The sequence below is a fragment of the Chitinimonas arctica genome (assembly GCF_007431345.1).
Classification (GTDB): Bacteria; Pseudomonadota; Gammaproteobacteria; order Burkholderiales; family Chitinimonadaceae; genus Chitinimonas; species Chitinimonas arctica.
This window is the reverse complement of sequence record NZ_CP041730.1, coordinates 2,784,938-2,800,882: the sequence shown is the minus strand read 5'-3', so window position 1 is coordinate 2,800,882 and position 15,945 is coordinate 2,784,938. Positions and strand designations below refer to the sequence as shown.

Annotated in this window: 14 protein-coding genes; 11 read left to right on the top strand and 3 right to left on the bottom strand. The window is 61.8% G+C overall.

Features of this window, described 5'->3' with window-relative positions; all coding sequences use genetic code 11:
* Positions 1-14: 14 nt before the first annotated feature.
* Positions 15-1,139 carry a methyltransferase gene (locus FNU76_RS12640; RefSeq protein WP_144278535.1) on the top strand — a complete coding sequence of 375 codons (1,125 nt, stop codon included), beginning with the start codon at positions 15-17 and terminating at the stop codon, positions 1,137-1,139.
* Between the two features lie 57 nt (positions 1,140-1,196).
* On the opposite strand, the gene FNU76_RS12635 is transcribed toward FNU76_RS12640, so the two are convergent.
* Together FNU76_RS12635 and FNU76_RS12630 are read right to left on the bottom strand one after the other, a co-directional pair.
* Positions 1,197-2,537: an SGNH/GDSL hydrolase family protein gene (locus FNU76_RS12635; protein ID WP_144278534.1), complete on the bottom strand. Its 1,341-nt coding sequence runs from the start codon at positions 2,535-2,537 to the stop codon at positions 1,197-1,199.
* Positions 2,538-3,220: 683 nt separating this feature from the next.
* Positions 3,221-4,060 carry an AraC family transcriptional regulator gene (locus FNU76_RS12630; protein ID WP_144278533.1) on the bottom strand — a complete coding sequence of 280 codons (840 nt, stop codon included), beginning with the start codon at positions 4,058-4,060 and terminating at the stop codon, positions 3,221-3,223.
* Between the two features lie 151 nt (positions 4,061-4,211).
* Between FNU76_RS12630 and FNU76_RS12625 the strand changes: the two genes are divergently transcribed.
* From FNU76_RS12625 to FNU76_RS24110, 8 genes are all read left to right on the top strand, one after another.
* Positions 4,212-5,234 carry a M14 family zinc carboxypeptidase gene (locus FNU76_RS12625; protein ID WP_144278532.1) on the top strand — a complete coding sequence of 341 codons (1,023 nt, stop codon included), beginning with the start codon at positions 4,212-4,214 and terminating at the stop codon, positions 5,232-5,234.
* Positions 5,224-5,997: an alpha/beta fold hydrolase gene (locus tag FNU76_RS12620; protein WP_144278531.1), complete on the top strand. Its 774-nt coding sequence runs from the start codon at positions 5,224-5,226 to the stop codon at positions 5,995-5,997. The genes FNU76_RS12625 and FNU76_RS12620 overlap by 11 nt, the downstream gene beginning before the upstream one ends.
* A 574-nt stretch (positions 5,998-6,571) precedes the next feature.
* Entirely contained in the window at positions 6,572-7,588 is a 1,017-nt protein-coding gene (locus FNU76_RS12615; RefSeq protein ID WP_144278530.1) for a substrate-binding domain-containing protein, read from the top strand.
* A 921-nt stretch (positions 7,589-8,509) separates the two neighbouring features.
* Positions 8,510-8,704 carry a hypothetical protein gene (locus tag FNU76_RS12610; RefSeq protein WP_144278529.1) on the top strand — a complete coding sequence of 65 codons (195 nt, stop codon included), beginning with the start codon at positions 8,510-8,512 and terminating at the stop codon, positions 8,702-8,704.
* A gap of 376 nt (positions 8,705-9,080) precedes the next feature.
* Positions 9,081-9,362 (top strand): hypothetical protein, encoded by a 282-nt coding sequence (locus tag FNU76_RS12605; RefSeq protein WP_144278528.1) that lies wholly within the window; start codon positions 9,081-9,083, stop codon positions 9,360-9,362.
* Between the two features lie 164 nt (positions 9,363-9,526).
* Positions 9,527-10,144, top strand: a complete 618-nt coding sequence (locus FNU76_RS12600) for a CDP-alcohol phosphatidyltransferase family protein (RefSeq protein ID WP_144278527.1) — start codon at positions 9,527-9,529, stop codon at positions 10,142-10,144.
* Between the two features lie 76 nt (positions 10,145-10,220).
* Positions 10,221-10,628, top strand: a complete 408-nt coding sequence (locus tag FNU76_RS12595) for a hypothetical protein (RefSeq protein WP_144278526.1) — start codon at positions 10,221-10,223, stop codon at positions 10,626-10,628.
* Positions 10,625-10,777, top strand: a complete 153-nt coding sequence (locus FNU76_RS24110) for a hypothetical protein (protein ID WP_179958098.1) — start codon at positions 10,625-10,627, stop codon at positions 10,775-10,777. The genes FNU76_RS12595 and FNU76_RS24110 overlap by 4 nt, the downstream gene beginning before the upstream one ends.
* Before the next feature lie 31 nt (positions 10,778-10,808).
* On the opposite strand, the gene metH is transcribed toward FNU76_RS24110, so the two are convergent.
* On the bottom strand, positions 10,809-14,513 hold the full coding sequence (metH, locus tag FNU76_RS12590) for a methionine synthase (protein WP_144278525.1): 3,705 nt from the start codon (positions 14,511-14,513) through the stop codon (positions 10,809-10,811).
* Positions 14,514-14,801: 288 nt separating this feature from the next.
* On the opposite strand from metH, the gene FNU76_RS12585 reads away from it, so the two are divergent.
* Together FNU76_RS12585 and FNU76_RS12580 are read left to right on the top strand one after the other, a co-directional pair.
* Entirely contained in the window at positions 14,802-15,656 is an 855-nt protein-coding gene (locus FNU76_RS12585; RefSeq protein ID WP_144278524.1) for a hypothetical protein, read from the top strand.
* Positions 15,657-15,673: 17 nt separating this feature from the next.
* A complete protein-coding gene (locus FNU76_RS12580) occupies positions 15,674-15,901 on the top strand; it encodes a hypothetical protein (RefSeq protein WP_223879001.1) in 228 nt (75 codons plus the stop codon).
* Positions 15,902-15,945: the final 44 nt, after the last annotated feature.

Below are 15,945 nucleotides of genomic sequence, written 5' to 3'. Positions count from 1 at the left end.
TGCCGAAAGCAGGCATGAGCGACCACCCTCTTTTGTTCTGGACCCAGGCCGACGAAGCCCATAGCGCCCGTTGGCGCGCCGAGAATGGCATGGCGCCGCCCGGCAAGGTTTGGCTGGCCGATGATCGCCTGACGGCCGACCAGGCATTCCGGCTAGCCTGCGAAGGGACTGCCTTGCTGTGGCAAGGCGATTTCCACAATGCCCGCCAGTTGCTGCAAGCGATGGCCCGGCGTATCGACCGCAAACCGCGCAAAACGTCCGACCTGCCGGCCGAGGCATTCCATCTGCACCGGCAAGCACAGGCGCATCGCGCCCGCACCTTGGCCATGCTGCTGGTGCCGCTGGCCGCCGACTACAGCATCCCGCTGCGCCGTGCGCCGGATGCGAAACAGGCTTGCCTGGAGGCCTACGGACCGGCCGAAGCGGACTCGGTCGTCTCGCTGCGCGAACTGCAGGGCCTGATCGGCGCGCATGAATGGCGCAAGAAGGGTGTGGATATTCCGGAACTGGGCGGTCGCATCCATCCTCACCACGGTGTGTTCTCGCCGAATCGAGGCGAGTACATCGGCCTGGTGGCGCAAGCCCCCCTCCCCTCGCTGGAGTTGGCTTTCGATATCGGCACCGGCAGCGGGGTACTGGCTGGGGTCTTGGCAAAGCGCGGCGTCAAACGCATCGTCGCGACCGACCAGGATGAGCGTGCCCTGGCATGCGCACGAGACAATCTGACACGATTGGGTTTGATCTCTCGGGTGGACCTGTTGAATGCCGATCTTTTTCCGGCGGGACGCGCACCCTTGGTGGTATGCAATCCGCCCTGGGTGCCGGCCCGGCCCAGTTCACCGATCGAATATGCCGTGTACGACCCCGACAGCCGCATGCTGCTCGGCTTCCTGAATGGCCTGGCAGCTCACCTTACGCCCGGCGGGGAAGGCTGGCTGATCCTGTCCGACCTGGCCGAACATCTGGGTCTGCGCACGCGTGCCGAACTGCTGTCCGCGATCGAAGCGGCTGGGCTGCGGGTGAAGGACCGCCTCGATATACGCCCACGCCACCCGCGCGCCAGCGACGAGAAGGACCCGCTCCATCTCGCCAGGGCCGCCGAAATCACTTCGCTCTGGCGGCTGACGGCAGCTGACTAGTTTCCGGCAAGCGCACCTGCCATCCCGGCACTTACCGGGATGGCGGGGCGGGCTAACTTACGGGATCAAGGTGAAATTGCTATTGACGAATGCACCCACCTTTTCGGCCAACACCTTGTGGGTGTGGGTAGTCGGATGCAGGGCGTCCCAGAATAGATAGGTATCCGGGTTCGTGCAGCCGGAACGCGGTGTTTGCGCGCTCAGGTAGGCGAGACTGGAATCCGACCCGATATTGAGACAGGAATCCGCGGTATTGGTGACGCCATACTGCGAAGGATTGCTGATCACGCTATTGAACAGCCCGTAGGTATCGAACACGCGAATCTTCGCACTGCCGCCATATTGCGCTTCCAGGCTGGAGGCCAGTTCGGCCAAGCGGTTATTGAAGTCGAGCACCCGTCCGTGCGTGGCGTTGCGGTCCGCCTCGGTGCGGTACTTGAATACCGGGGCGCGCGACACGTCGGGCAACTTCAGCAACAGGATATTGCGGGCGCCGGCATTGAGCATATTTTGCAGGGCGACCTTTTCCCCAGCGATCACCTGGTCAACCGAGCGGTTGTAATTGACGAAATCGTTGCCGCCTACCATCACCGTGAACAAGGTGTTTTCCGGCCGATAATTGGCCGCGCGCTGCATATATTGCTTCCACGACTGGACCTGGTCGGTTACCCCGGAGATGACGAACTTCTCGGTATTGACCCCGGCGCCGCCCACTGCCCAGTTGTAGAGCGGCAGATGCAGCTTGTCCGACAGGTATTCGACCCAGTTGTAGCCGTTGCTGAAACGACCCAGCATCCAGCTATTGCGGTTGGGCAGCAGCCATTGCGAGGCGTTGTACATATTGTGGGTATCGGACAGGCTATCGCCGAAGGCCACGATGCGATTGATACGGTTGCCCTGCATGGCGCCGTCGTTGCTCCAGACTGTGTAGTTGAACGACAGCGCATTGTCGGCAGCCGCGTACATCACCACCGGCTTGTTGATGCCCTTCTTGGCCAAGGTGTCCTGGCAGGCTGCCTTGAGCGCGTCCTGGCTGACATCGCTGTAAAACATATTCTTCCAGTCGAACACGCCGCCCGACCACCACGAACCATTGATCCGGTAGTAGTCGCCCGAGGTGGGCTCCAGCCCCCACACATAGTTGCCGGTGGGCTTGGTCGGCGTACCGGTGCCGTAGTAGCAACGCAAATAGGTGTAGGTATTGCTGCTGCCAAGTGCCATGGCCTGCGGGCGATTCAGCGGCTTCCTGGCCGCCATCTTGCGGACCTCGGTCGCCGAAGCCGGGCCATATGGCGAAAGATAATGGCCCAGCTTGGGATCTGGCTTATCTCCGACATCTGCAGCGTAGGCCAGTGAAGCGCATAGGGCGGTTGCGCCTATCAAAAGGTATTGGGACATGCGTTTTTTCTTCCTTCTTGGGCATTGGCGGTTTTGTCGACCAACCGATTGGTACACGCAGCGCAATCGGCGGTGACGGCGGATCAGATGAGCCCGCCCGAATACCGTTCCGGCGTTCGTTCCAAACACAAAAAATCTGGATGAATTATGGAAAGCAGTAGGTTGGGCATTGGCGCATGGGCACTTCTTTTGGGTGCTTCCATCTCCTTCGCTTAAGACTGCTGCCAACCCAAAAGGTCGAGCGAGCGCTTGAGCGAGCCGTCAGCATAGAACAAGTTGGAAATTTTTAGAGTTATTACTCTGCTCCTGTGGCATATCCGCAACCGGCTGAAGCTAAAGGGATATATCGGTATATATGCCGCACGCATGCCGAAAATAGCTGCTGCAATGCACAATGGCATAGCCATTTCCGGCCATGGCAGCCGTGGCGTTCATTCGGCGAAGCAAGATGGGATAAGGTAAAGCGCAGACCAAAGCGAGCGCGGATCACGACCGTTTGCGCTGCTGCGATGCAACGTCGGCAAGGTGTGATCCGCTTCGAAAATATCGAGGAAAATCGCGTCAATAGGGGTTGGCCGCAGAAGGGCCAAGCTGCGCACTAGCTGAGAAGAAGTACGGAAAATCAGTGCGAGTCATTATACGAAGCGGGCCGGAAGCAGCTCCGGCCCGCCCCCAACCTACCCCTATGCCGCCAAGGGTAGGTAGATCAGGGTCTTCAACTCGGTCGGCGGCGTAGTCTTGGGATCGTTCAGATACTCTTCGAACACCGGGAAATCAGCCGGCTGCCGGCCACTTTGCGGTAGCCAGACGGCAAACAGCCACTGGTAGGCGGTATGCATCTCGGCGTAGGGGCCGGTGTAATCCAGCACCGCGCAAGGACCGGCGGGGATGGTGATTTTCTCGAAGGGCGCCTTGACGTTCTGCTCGGTCCCGACCGACAGCGCGGCTTGCGAGCGCAACTCCGGCGCGGCCACCTGCTCGGGATCGTCATGGTAGATCCCGATAAAACGCGCTTCCGGCGAGAACCAGCCCTGGGCTTGCGCCTGCAGCATCAGTTTGTCGAAGGCCAGGCCGATTTCCAGGTAAGGCCCGCGGTGAGCAAGCGCCACGGTAGGAATGGCGGCAATGTTTTCAAGGGTGATGGGGTACATCGCAATCTCCTGCTGGGTGAGTGGAGGGGCGGAGCGATGGAGACGATACTGGCCGGGCGGCAGCCCGTAGCGCAGCTGGAAGGCCCGGCTGAAAGCCGGCACCGAGCCGTAGCCGGCCTGCGTGGCGACTTGCGGCAGGGTTTTACCGGTTCGGCGCAGATTGTCGGCCGCCAAATGCAGTCGAAAGGTACGCAAGGTCTCGGCCACCGTCTCGCCCATCAAGCCGCGGTAGACGCGGTGGAAATGATAGGGCGAAAGATTGGCGATATCCGCCAGCTGGTAGAGATCGGGTTCCATATCCCGGTGCCGACCGAGGTAATCGAGCACCTTACCGATCTGTTCCGCGTACCGATTCAAGGTGCTGTGCTTCATTTCCATCCTCCATGGCCTGCAGTCTATTGACTGGCATTTGACATTTTTTGCGCATATCGCGGCAGCCGCCGCTCCTTGTCATGAAACGGTCACGCCGGCGCCCCCCTGCGCTGACTATGCTGCCTGCACACTCATCTCACACTCCGTCGCCATGCCTCGCCCGCCTCTCGCCGAACTGATCGCGCTTGAACGTCTGGTCAAGCTGGGCGAAGGCCGGCTGCAAGCCCGCACGGTGACGGAAGTCCGAGTCGGCAAGACCATGCTACCGGTGCTGGCACTCAGCCTGGGCAGCCAGGATGCGGACGCGCCCATTGTCGGCTTTTTCGGCGGGGTGCATGGCCTGGAGCGCATCGGCACCCAGGTATTGCTGGCCTTTATGCACAATCTGCTGATGCGCCTACGCTGGGATAGCACGCTGGAATACCAGCTGGATCATATGCGCTTGCTCTTCATGCCCCTGGTCAACCCAGGCGGCATGCTGCTGCATAGGCGGGCCAATCCTGCGGGCATCGATCTGATGCGAAATGCGCCGCTGGACGCCACCGATCCGGTGGCTTGGCTACTGGGCGGCCATCGCCTGAGCGCCGCTCTGCCCTGGTATCGCGGGCCGGTGGACCAGCCCATGCAAGCCGAAAGCGCAGCCTTGTGCCAGGTGGTGACGGAAGAAATGCTCAGCCGCCCGCTGGCCTTGGCGCTGGATTGCCATTCGGGATTCGGAATGCGCGACCGCATCTGGTTCCCCCTCGCCGGCAGCCAGCGGCCCATCGAGGTAGTGGGTGAGATCTACACGCTCAAGTGCCTGTTCGATCAAGCCTATCCCCACCACCGCTACGTATTCGAGCCACAGAGCCATCAATATCTGACCCATGGCGACCTGTGGGACTATCTGTATCTTCAGTCGCGCCGGCAAGCCAAGGGGCTGTTCCTGCCGCTGACGCTGGAAATGGGATCGTGGAACTGGGTGCGCAAGAACCCTCGCCAGCTGCTGTCGCGCCTGGGCGCCTTCAATCCGCTGGCGCCACACCGCCAGCAGCGTGCCATGCGCACCCACCTGGCCTTCATGGACTTTCTGACCCGCCTGGCGGGGAGCGGCGACCGCTGGCTGGCCGGCAGCCAACGCGGGCCGCGCCACCGGATGGAAGCCATGAACCTGTGGTACCGCAATGGCACCTGAAGTCCCCAATCCGACTCCGTGGGTATTGCTGCGCGGGCTGGGCCGCGAAGCGCGGCACTGGGGGGACTTTCCCGCCTACCTGGCGGAGGCGTTGGGCAACGCGCCCGTCCATTGTCCCGACCTGGCGGGGAACGGGCGCCATTGGCGGTCGGTCAGTGCCACCACCATCCAAGGGCAATGCGATGGGGTTCGCCAAGCATTGCATCCCATTCTGGCCCAAGGTCCGGTCAATCTCCTGGCGCTCTCGCTGGGCGGCATGGTGGCGCTCGATTGGGCCGCGCGCCACCCCGCCGAAGTGTCCCGCCTGGTCCTGATCAATACCAGCCTGGCCGGCATCGCCCCATTCTGGCGCCGGCTGCGCTGGCAAAATTACCCTGCCTTGCTTGGCCTGCTGAGCCAGCGCCCCGCCCAGCGCGAGCAATCCATCCTGCGCCTGTGCGGCAATCACGCCGAACGCCGCGCCGCCGTGCTGGCCGACTGGCAACGCTGGCAGTCCGAGTGCCCTGTCTCCGGCGCCAATCTGCTACGCCAGTTGACGGCCGCCGCTCGCTATCGCCCCCCTGAAAACTGGCCCCGCCAACCGACCTTACTGCTGTGCAGCCGGCAGGATCGCCTGGTGGATTGCGCCTGCACCACGGCGCTGGCCGCAGCCGCCCATTGGCCGCTGCGCCGGCATCCGACGGCGGGGCACGATGTGGCGCTGGACGCGCCTCAGTGGCTGGCGGAGCAGGTAGCGGCCTGGTGCGCCGAGCCAGGGCAATAAAGAAACCGCCAGCTCGAATAATTTGTAGTTTACCTACCAAACCGCTTTGGATTACTATCAGAACTGGTTGGTTTATGGCCGTGCCGTCCACTGCAAAGTCGAACGCCGGCCCTACACCCATTCCGCTCACGGCAAAAAAATTTCCGGAGCGGACAAGAACAAAACGCGACTTGTGCGCTCCAAGCGAGCTTGCGCAAGTCGGCAACCCCGTTTTCCCAATGGCGCGCGATGCCATTGCAATGATCACTCCTCTCCGGCGCGGCAGGTCGGCTGATTAAAACCAGCAGACTCCGCGTCGCTTTTTTTGTTGGTCAACTATTTCCATTGCGACATGCGGAGCGATCGGTTCAGCACCCGGGGAACCCGGGAGTTCACGGCCAGCAGCATTTCAACCGCCCCTCGCTCGATTTAATCCGACTCCCCCTTACCCGGGCGGCCCCGCCCTCGTACCCGCAAGGAGTAGGCCGTGGTTGTAAGCCCCTAAAGGGGCAACAACCACGCACCCTACGCTCGTTAGTGACTTGTCCGAAGATTCCCTAGTAAATTGAGGGTTGCAACCTATGCGAGCCCTACCATGGATCTGAAAGCGCTCTCCCTCCATCTGAATCTTTCGATGACCACGGTCAGCCGCGCGCTCAACGGCTATTCCGATGTCAGCCTCAAAACCCGGCAACGGGTCATCGAGGCGGCCCAAACCCTCGGCTATCAACCCAACCCGGTCGCCCGCAGCCTGGCGCGGGGCAAGGCCAACGCCATCGGTATCGTCTACCCTCTGGAGGCCGGCGATGTCGCCGATCCGCGCTTCCTGGAGGTGGTGTCGGGTATTACCGAAGGACTGGCGCCGGCCAAGATCGATTTGTTGCTGGCCTCGGCCACGCACAAGGGCGAACTGGATACCTATGATCGGCTGGTACACGGCCGCCGGGTGGATGGCTTCATCGTGGCGCGCACCCTGCGCCACGACGAGCGCATCGACTACCTGCGCCAGACCGGCGTGCCTTTCCTGGCCTATGGCCGCAGCGCCCAGTGCAACGATTATCCGTGGTTCGACTTCGACAACGAGGCTGGCAGCGTCTTGGCGGTGGAGCGGCTGGTGGCGCTCGGCCACCGCCGCATCGCCTATATCCATGCCTCGCTGGACTACAATTTTGCCTTTCAACGGCATGCCGGCTTTCTACAGGGTATGCGTATGGCCGGCCTGGCGCCCGAAGCGCAATGGCTGCTACCGGCCGGCCTGGCCCGCCGCAGCGGTTATACCGCCATGTCCAGGCTGCTGGACCAGCCCGCGCTCCCCAGCGCCGTCATCATCGACAACAATCTGGCCGGTGTCGGCGCGGTTCGCGCCATGTTGGACCGTGGCATCGCCATCGGTCGCGATCTATCGGTAATCGTCTATGACGGCATTCCGCCCGACACCTTGCTTACCCTCAAGATGACCTCGGTGGTGCAGCCCACCCAGCAGGAAAGTGGTTTGCGCATGGCCCAGCTTATTCAAAAGGTCATTGCCGGCGACGATTTGCTGGCCGATCTGCAAATGCTTTGCCAGCCGGAAATCCTGCCGGGCGAGTCGGACGGCCCCTGCCGTCCTTAAGGCCGCCCCACCCCGATGTAGCTTTGCTACATCAGGCTTTCCGAGGGATTGCGCACCATTTTCCCAGGCTTCGACCCACCCCATTGTGGTAACAATCGAACACTTGCATCGGCCATGGTTGACCGAGCCGGATGTGCGTCCGGGCCCCATCTTGCCCCGCCGAATCGTCCTGCCGGGGAACACCTGCACGCAGCGTGCCATCTTCGCTGTGCATCCACGCCGGATCGACTCCCGTCCCCGCCGACACGGCCCGCCTGTTTGCCCTCCTGAGGAGGCAGCTTTCCCGCCTTGCCAAGGGAAGCCGGCCTTGACCAAGCAGCCTCCTCCTGGCCAGCTCCCGACAATGTGGTAATAAGAAACAAATACTTACGCTAGTCAAACAGGGAATGGTTGTGATACATTGCGGCTTCGGTTGGGTTCTCCCTACCTGATTTGCCTCCCTTGCAGTTCTCAAGCACCGTCCCTTAGGCAGCCGTTTCGCATTATGCGGAACCGCCTATCCTGATGCCCGAAGCTTGTTGTCGAATGGCACCCATACGTGCCCGCTTCGCTTTTCTGCAATGCTGGCTTCGTACCAAAACGAAGCGTGCCTGTAACAAACAGGCGGCACAATTTGACCCTCGTTCTGGTTTTATTTACCGCATGACAGACCACGGTCGTCATGCCGGCGGCGCAAATACTTGGCCATGTGGCGGCGTATTGGTTACGCTATCCCTTGGCCCTGTTGTTGTGCGTTGGTATCCACCTTCTTCGGCGAGCATGGCTTGCCCCGGTCGATACAGCCGTCGCGCAGCCTTGTCGCGCCAGTGAACCAAATCTCCGGCCCGCCCTCTATCGGCGTCCGGCCTCACTGGCCCAATCAGCTGCAGCAGCCCGGCAACGCACCGGTCCGCTACTAAAAACAAAAAATAGGAAGCACAAATGAAAGTTCAAGAGCTCAAAGTCGGCGATCAGTTCGTCCAGGAAAATCACGGCGAAGCCATTCGCTTCGAGGTTCTCGCGGTCGAACAAGTAGGTCGCCAGTTCCAGGTCTGGTTCCAGTCGCGCCTCGGCCAGGGTAGTGCCCGTTATAACGGCAATGCCTACCTGCCAGGTACGCGGGCCACGACCCATTAATCGCCGGCGCAAGCCGGCAAGAAAAGAAGCCGATACCGGATTTCCGCCATCGGCTTTTCTCCGTCTGGACACACTGAAATATTGCGCGCAATCAACCCGCAGCTCACCACCCGGCGAAGCCGGGCGTTCACGGTCATTGGCATATGAACCGTCCCTCGCTTGATTTAGTCCTACTCCCCCCGCCCTCGCCGCCGCGAGGGAGCCTCGCTGACGCTCGTTTGCGCACTACCTAACCGTCGGCGCAAGCCGGCAAGAAAAGAAGCCGATGCCGGATTTCCGCCATCGGCTTTTCTCCGTCCATTCCAATCAGAGTTGGCGAAACTGCCGTCCGTGGGCTTACATGGGTAAGTGACTCACCCAAGTTAGAGTGCCCGCCATGGAATTCGCCGAAGTCCAAGCCCAGCATTTCAGCACCCTCTCCCGCGATCCCTTTCCCCACGTACTGATTGAGCGCGCCTTGCTGCAGCTGGTGAGCGGCGAGGGAGAGAGTGCCCAGTTCCGCCGGAATGTCCTGGCCGCCGCCGGTTGGCCGCATAGCAGCCTGATCTCTTTCGGCAAATATCCTGACCAGGCCGCCACGGCATTCAATCGTATTCGCCTGGTCCTGGCCCAAAGCGAAGACCCCGCCACCATCCTGGCCAAGCTCAAGCAAGGTTAGCAAGCGGCGCCCCACTTGTTCGCCGCCATCATGACGGCGGCGAAGCTTTTCTGCGCTCATGATTCCGCAGTAGCTACCCAACCCGTGTAAAGCCTTGCTCCCCGCCTGGCACACCTCGCGCGCTTTCCATTACCATGCGCAGCAGACCGCCAACGGATGCCACCATGAATAAACCCAAACCATTTTCGATGATTCGCGAATTCCATCTGGCAGACTGGTTCACGCTGTCGAATGCATTCTGCGGGGTAGGCTCCCTGTTCGCCGTGATGACCTACCTGCAGACCGCCGAAGTCGTGCATCTCTATTTCGCCTGCGGCCTGATCCCCTTTGCCTTGTTGTTCGACGTGCTGGACGGCAGGATCGCCCGCTGGCGGCAACAGAGTTCGGCGATGGGCCGCGAGCTGGACTCGTTGGCGGACGTCATCTCCTTCGGTGTCGCACCGGCAGTGATCGCCTACGGCTGTGGCATGCAAGGATTGTTCGACCGCATCGTGCTGCTGTTCTTCGTCGCCAGCGGCGTGTCGCGGCTGGCGCGCTATAACGTCACCGCGGAAAAGCTCGCGGAAGGTGGCGACAAGGTCAAATACTTCGAAGGAACCCCCATCCCGACCTCCCTGCTGCTGGTAGCGGTGTTGGCCATCGCCGTCTGGCAAGGCGCCTTGGGTATGCAGATCTGGTTCGGCGTGGTCTATATCGGCGGATTCCAGTTCCACCCGCTGGTATTGATGTTCGCCCTCTCCGGCTCGCTGATGATCAGCCGTATCAGGATTCCAAAGTTATAAGGCGGCAAGGCGGAATAGACGCGGCGGGCGGTTAGTCCTTACACTGCCCGCGCTATCCACTGTCGGGAGTTTCCGCTTGAAGTACTTCGCCATTCCCTTATTGCTGCTGTCGGCCGGCTGCGCCACCCCGCCAGCTCCCGCTGCTTCGCCCGTTTCCGCCAAGCCAAGCCGCAGCGTGGCCGAAATCGAATTCTACAGCCCCATCCGCAACGAAGGCGGCGGCAGCCAGTCGCTGCAAAAAAGGGGCAGCATCACCGTTTCCAAGCCCATGGCCAAACCGGCGTCGATTCGCTACCCGTTGACCTATGCCACGCTGTGCGAAAAACAGCCTTTCGGCTGCCGCCACGCGGCGGTAAAGACAGGACTGGAAGTACGTATCACCGAGGTATTGGCGGATGGCATCACGCTGAGCGGCGTGCTGCATACGTCCATGGGGCGCGAGCAGACCGAGACCGAGGCGGCCTCGGGGGTTCGCTGGAAATGAGCAGGACGTTGGCCATCCCAGAAACGGGTACGGTCATCGGTGAAGAAAGCAGGGACATCCCATTCACCGCCACCCTCAAGTATGGCCAGCGCCTGAAGCTGGACGGCCTGGTCGGCTCGCGCGTCGAGATCCTGGCGAAACCGGAGTAACTCCGCTCCGTCTCGCCCGCCCTCACGCTTTTCAGGGGTTGTAGGCCAGGTTCGGCGCCAGATCCCGCTCGGCCTGCTCCACCGTGACGCCTCGCCGGGCGGCGTAGTCTTCCAGCTGATCCTTGTCCAGCTTGCCCAGGGCGAAATACTGCGCTTGCGGGTGGCTGAAATACAGGCCGCTGACGGCGGCGGTCGGCAGCATGGCATAGCCTTCGGTCAGCTGCATGCCGATGCGCTCGGCATCCAGCACGCGGAACATATCGGTCTTGGTGGTGTGGTCCGGGCAGGCGGGGTAGCCGGGCGCGGGGCGAATACCGGCGTAGCGCTCCTCGGTCAAGTCGTCCACGCTGAGCTGCTCGTCCGCCGCATAGCCCCAGAACTCGCGCCGGACCCGCGCATGCATCAACTCGGCGAAGGCTTCGGCCAGGCGGTCGGCCAGCGCCTTGACCATGATGGCGCTGTAATCGTCATTGGCGGCTTCGAAGCGCTGCACATGCGGATCGATATCCAGCCCGGCGGTGACCGCGAATAAGCCGACATAATCGCTCTTGCCGCTTTCGCGCGGTGCGACGAAGTCGCTCAGGCACCAGTTGGTCTTGCCGGCCGCCTTGCGGTTCTGCTGCCGCAGGCAATGCATGCTCATCAGCTTTTCGCCGCTGTCCGGCTGGTACAGCTCGATATCGTCGCCAACGGCATTGGCCGGGAACAAGCCGATCACTCCATTGGCCGCCACCCAGTTGCCTTCGATCATGCGTGCCAGCATCTGCTGGCCATCGGCGAACAAGGCGCGCGCGGATTCGCCCACGATCTCGTCGTCGAGGATGCGCGGGAATTTGCCCGCCAGCTCCCAGGCGTTGAAGAAGGGGCTCCAGTCGATATAGTCGGCGATCTCGGCCAGGGGGTAGTTCTCGAAGCGGATCAGGCCGGTACGTCTCGGCACCGGCGGGGTATAGCCGGCCCAGTCGAAGACAAAACGGTTGGCCCGTGCTTCGGCCAGTTTGAGCAGATCCTGCTTGCCCTTGTTGGCGTGAATGGTGCGGATATTGTCGTATTCGTCGGCCAGTTTGGCCACGTAAGGGGCGCGCAGCTCCTCGCTCAGCAAATTGGAGCAGACGCCGACCGCACGGGAGGCGTCGGGTACGTAGACCACCGGCTGCGGATAGTTGACGGCGATCTTGACCGCCGTATGTACCTTGGAAGTGGTCGCGCCGCCGATCAGCAAAGGCATGGTGAAGCCCTGCCGCTGCATTTCCTTGGCGACGTGGGCCATTTCCTCCAGGGAAGGCGTGATCAAGCCGGACAGGCCGATCATATCGGCCTCCACCTCACGCGCCTTGTCGAGGATCTTCTGGCACGGCACCATCACCCCCAGGTCGATCACTTCGTAGTTATTGCAGCGCAAGACCACCCCGACGATATTTTTGCCGATATCGTGTACATCGCCCTTCACCGTCGCCATGACAATGCGGCCCTTGGCGGAGGAATCCACCGTGCCCAGGCGGATCTTCTCTTCTTCGATAAACGGCTCCAGATAAGCCACCGCCGCCTTCATCACCCGCGCCGACTTCACCACTTGCGGCAGGAACATCTTGCCGGACCCGAACAGATCGCCGACATGGTTCATGCCGTTCATCAGCGGCCCCTCGATCACATTGATGGGACGGGGCAGGCTCAGCCGCGCTTCCTCGGTATCCTCGACGATGAAATTGGTGATGCCCTTGACCAGCGCATGGGTGATCCGCTCCTGCAGCGGCGCGGTCCGCCAGCTGAGGTCCTCGCCCTTCTGCACATTGGCATCGCCCTTGAAGCGCTCCGCCAGGGCGATCAGGTTCTCGGTGGCATCGCCGCCATCGCGAGGCGGCCGATCCAGCACCACATCCTCGATGGCATCGCGCAGCAGGGGATCGACCTCCTCGTAGATCTCCAGCGCGCCGGCATTGACGATGCCCATGCTCATGCCCCGCCCGATCGCGTGGTAGAGGAAAACCGCATGGATGGCTTCGCGCACCTTGTTGTTGCCGCGGAAACTGAACGAGACATTGGACACCCCGCCGGAGATCTTGGCGTGGGGCAGTTGCTGCTTGATCCAGTCGGTAGCCTCGATAAAGTCGAGGCCGTAGCGGGCGTGCTCTTCGATACCGGTGGCGACGGCGAAGATATTCGGATCGAAGATGATATCGGCCGGGTCGAAGCCCACTTCATCCACCAGGATGCGATAGCTCTTGCCGCAGATCTCGATCTTGCGGGCAAAGGTATCGGCCTGGCCGGTCTCGTCGAAGGCCATCACGATCACCGCCGCGCCATAGCGCCGGCAGAGGCGTGCATGGCGGACAAACTCGGGCACGCCTTCCTTCATCGAGATGGAATTGACGATGGGCTTGCCCTGCACGCATTTCAGGCCCGCTTCGATCACGCTCCACTTGGACGAATCGATCATCACCGGCACCCGCGAGATATCGGGCTCGGAGGCGATCAGATTGAGAAAGGTGACCATGGCTTTCTCGGCATCCAGCATGCCTTCGTCCATATTGATATCGATCACCTGCGCGCCGGCCACCACCTGCTGGCGGGCCACCTCCAGAGCGGCCGGATAGTCGCCGTTGAGAATCAGCCGGGCAAATGCCTTGGAGCCGGTCACATTGGTGCGCTCGCCGACGTTCACGAATAGATCGCCATCGCCGATATTGAACGGTTCCAGGCCGGCCAGGCGGGTCTTGGCCTCGATTTTCGGCAGCGCGCGCGGCGCCAGCCCGGCCAGCGCGCCGGCCATGGCGGCGATATGCGCCGGGGTGGTGCCGCAGCAGCCGCCGACAATATTGACCAGGCCGCTCTCACCCCACTCGCGCACATTCTCCGCCATCATTTCCGGCGACAGATCGTAACCGCCAAAGGCGTTGGGCAGCCCTGCATTGGCATGGACCGACACAAAGCCTTCCGCCACCCGGGCGATCTCCTCCACATAGGGACGTAGCAGGTCGGGGCCGAGCGCGCAGTTGAGGCCGTAGCTGATGGCATCGGCATGGCGCAGCGAGTTGTAGAAAGCCTCGGTGGTCTGGCCGGTGAGCGTGCGGCCGGATTGGTCGGTAATGGTGCCGGAAATCATCATGGGCAGCCGTTCCTGCTGCGGATGATCGTCGAAGTAACGATGTACGGCGAACACGGCCGCCTTGGCGTTCAGCGTGTCGAAGATGGTCTCGATCAAGAGCAGATCGGCACCGCCGGCCACCAGTCCGGCGATGGCCTCGGTATAGCTTTCCACCAGGGTATCGAAAGAGACGTTGCGATAGCCCGGGTCGTTGACGTCGGGGCTGATCGAGCAGGTCCGGTTGGTCGGCCCCAGCACGCCGGCGCAGAAGCGCGGCTTGGCCGGCGTCCGGGCGGTCTGCGCCAGGCACAATTCCTTGACCACCCTGGCCGCTTCGAAATTCAGCTCATAGACCAGCGCCTCCATATCGTAATCGGCCATGGCGATACTGGTGGCGTTGAAGCTATTGGTCTCGATGATATCGGCACCGGCATCCAGATATTGCTGGTGGATCCCGCCGACGATGGCCGGCTGGGTCAGCACCAGCAGGTCATTATTGCCCTTCAGGTCGCTGGGCCAATCGGCGAAGCGCTCACCACGGTAGTCGGCCTCGCCCAATTGGTGCTCTTGCACCATGGTTCCCATGCCCCCATCCAGGATAAGAATACGTTGCTGCAGGAGGGCGGTCAGGGCGTCGCGGCGAGATATCATGGAAGCGCTTGAATATACGGGGGAAAGAGGCTGATTTTAGCATGCACCGGACGCAATCCCGCTCACGCGGCGCCATCAACAACATGAACAAAATTCATATTGCTACCATACTATGCATTGTCCCTCCCAAGCCGGTCCGACCGCCAGGCAACAACTTGGGGACCAACATGGCGGCAAGCCTTGACGAAAGCGAGCGCGACACGATCTACTGCCTATGCGCCGCCATCGAGGCGCGTAAGCAGCGAATAAGAACATCATTGCCCGCGTTCGAGGCAGGGGAAACAATATATGCAAAGAAGGTCGCTCGCGCTGGGTCTGTCGCTGCTCCTGGCCGCCGCCGTGGTCGGGGCCATCTGGAAATCACGCCAGCCCACGGCGGCCGGCGACAATGCCATCGCCTTCGGCACACCGGCCTGCGAACCGGTCAAGCTGTTGACCGGTTCGGCCAAGTTCGCCTTCCTGCAAGACCCCCGGGTCAGCGCCGAATTGGCCAAGCAAGGGCTTTGCCCGGAATTGAGCAAGAGCGGCAATTTCAAGGACGACGCCGCCCGCGCCGGCGACTTCGACGCGGTCTGGCCGGCCGGGGCCAATGCCGCCAATGATTTTGTCCAGGCACTGAACGGCAAGGGTGCGGTCAGCACCCACCCGGTGTTCGCCAGCCCGCTGGCCATTGCCAGCTGGAAGCCGCTGCTGCCGGTGTTCCAGCAAAACGGCCTGCTGGATGCAGCCAGCGGTGAATTCCTGTTGGACAAGGCCTTGCCGCTGATGCTGGCCGGCACCCGCTGGAACGAGCTGCGGGACAATACCGTCTATGCGGTCAACAAGGGCCTGTTGGTCAACACCCCCGACATTCGCAAATCCAATACCGGCCTGTTGTATATCGCCCTGCTGGCCTGGATGAAGCACAAGCACGAAGTGCCTACCACGCAGGAAGCCGCCATCGGCCTGGCCAGCGAACTGAGCCCCTTGATCACGCGCCAGGGCTTCCAGGAAAGCACCCTGGCCGGCCCCTTCGAAGACTATATCGGCCAGGGCATGGGCAAGGCGCCACTGGTGCTGATCTATGAATCGCAGTTTGTCGAAGCCACCCGCCAAGGCAAGCTGCGCGACAAGCATGTCATGCTCTACCCCGTCCGGGCCTGATGCTCAAGCATGTGCTGGTGGCACGCAGCGCAGCGGGCAAACGCCTGGGCGAACAACTATCCACCAACCCGGTGCTGCAGACGATCGCGGCGGAATATGGCTTCCGCAGCAACGATGCCAAGCTGTTCGAGCAGGCCATGGCCCAGCTCAAGCTGCCGGCGCCGGAACTGCTGGAATTGGGCGACATCCCCGCCACCCACCTGCTGGATGCCATGCAAAAGACCATTACCGATCAATTGCAGTAGGGCGGCCCGGCCGAAGTTTGAATATATTGAACAGTCGCACCGAA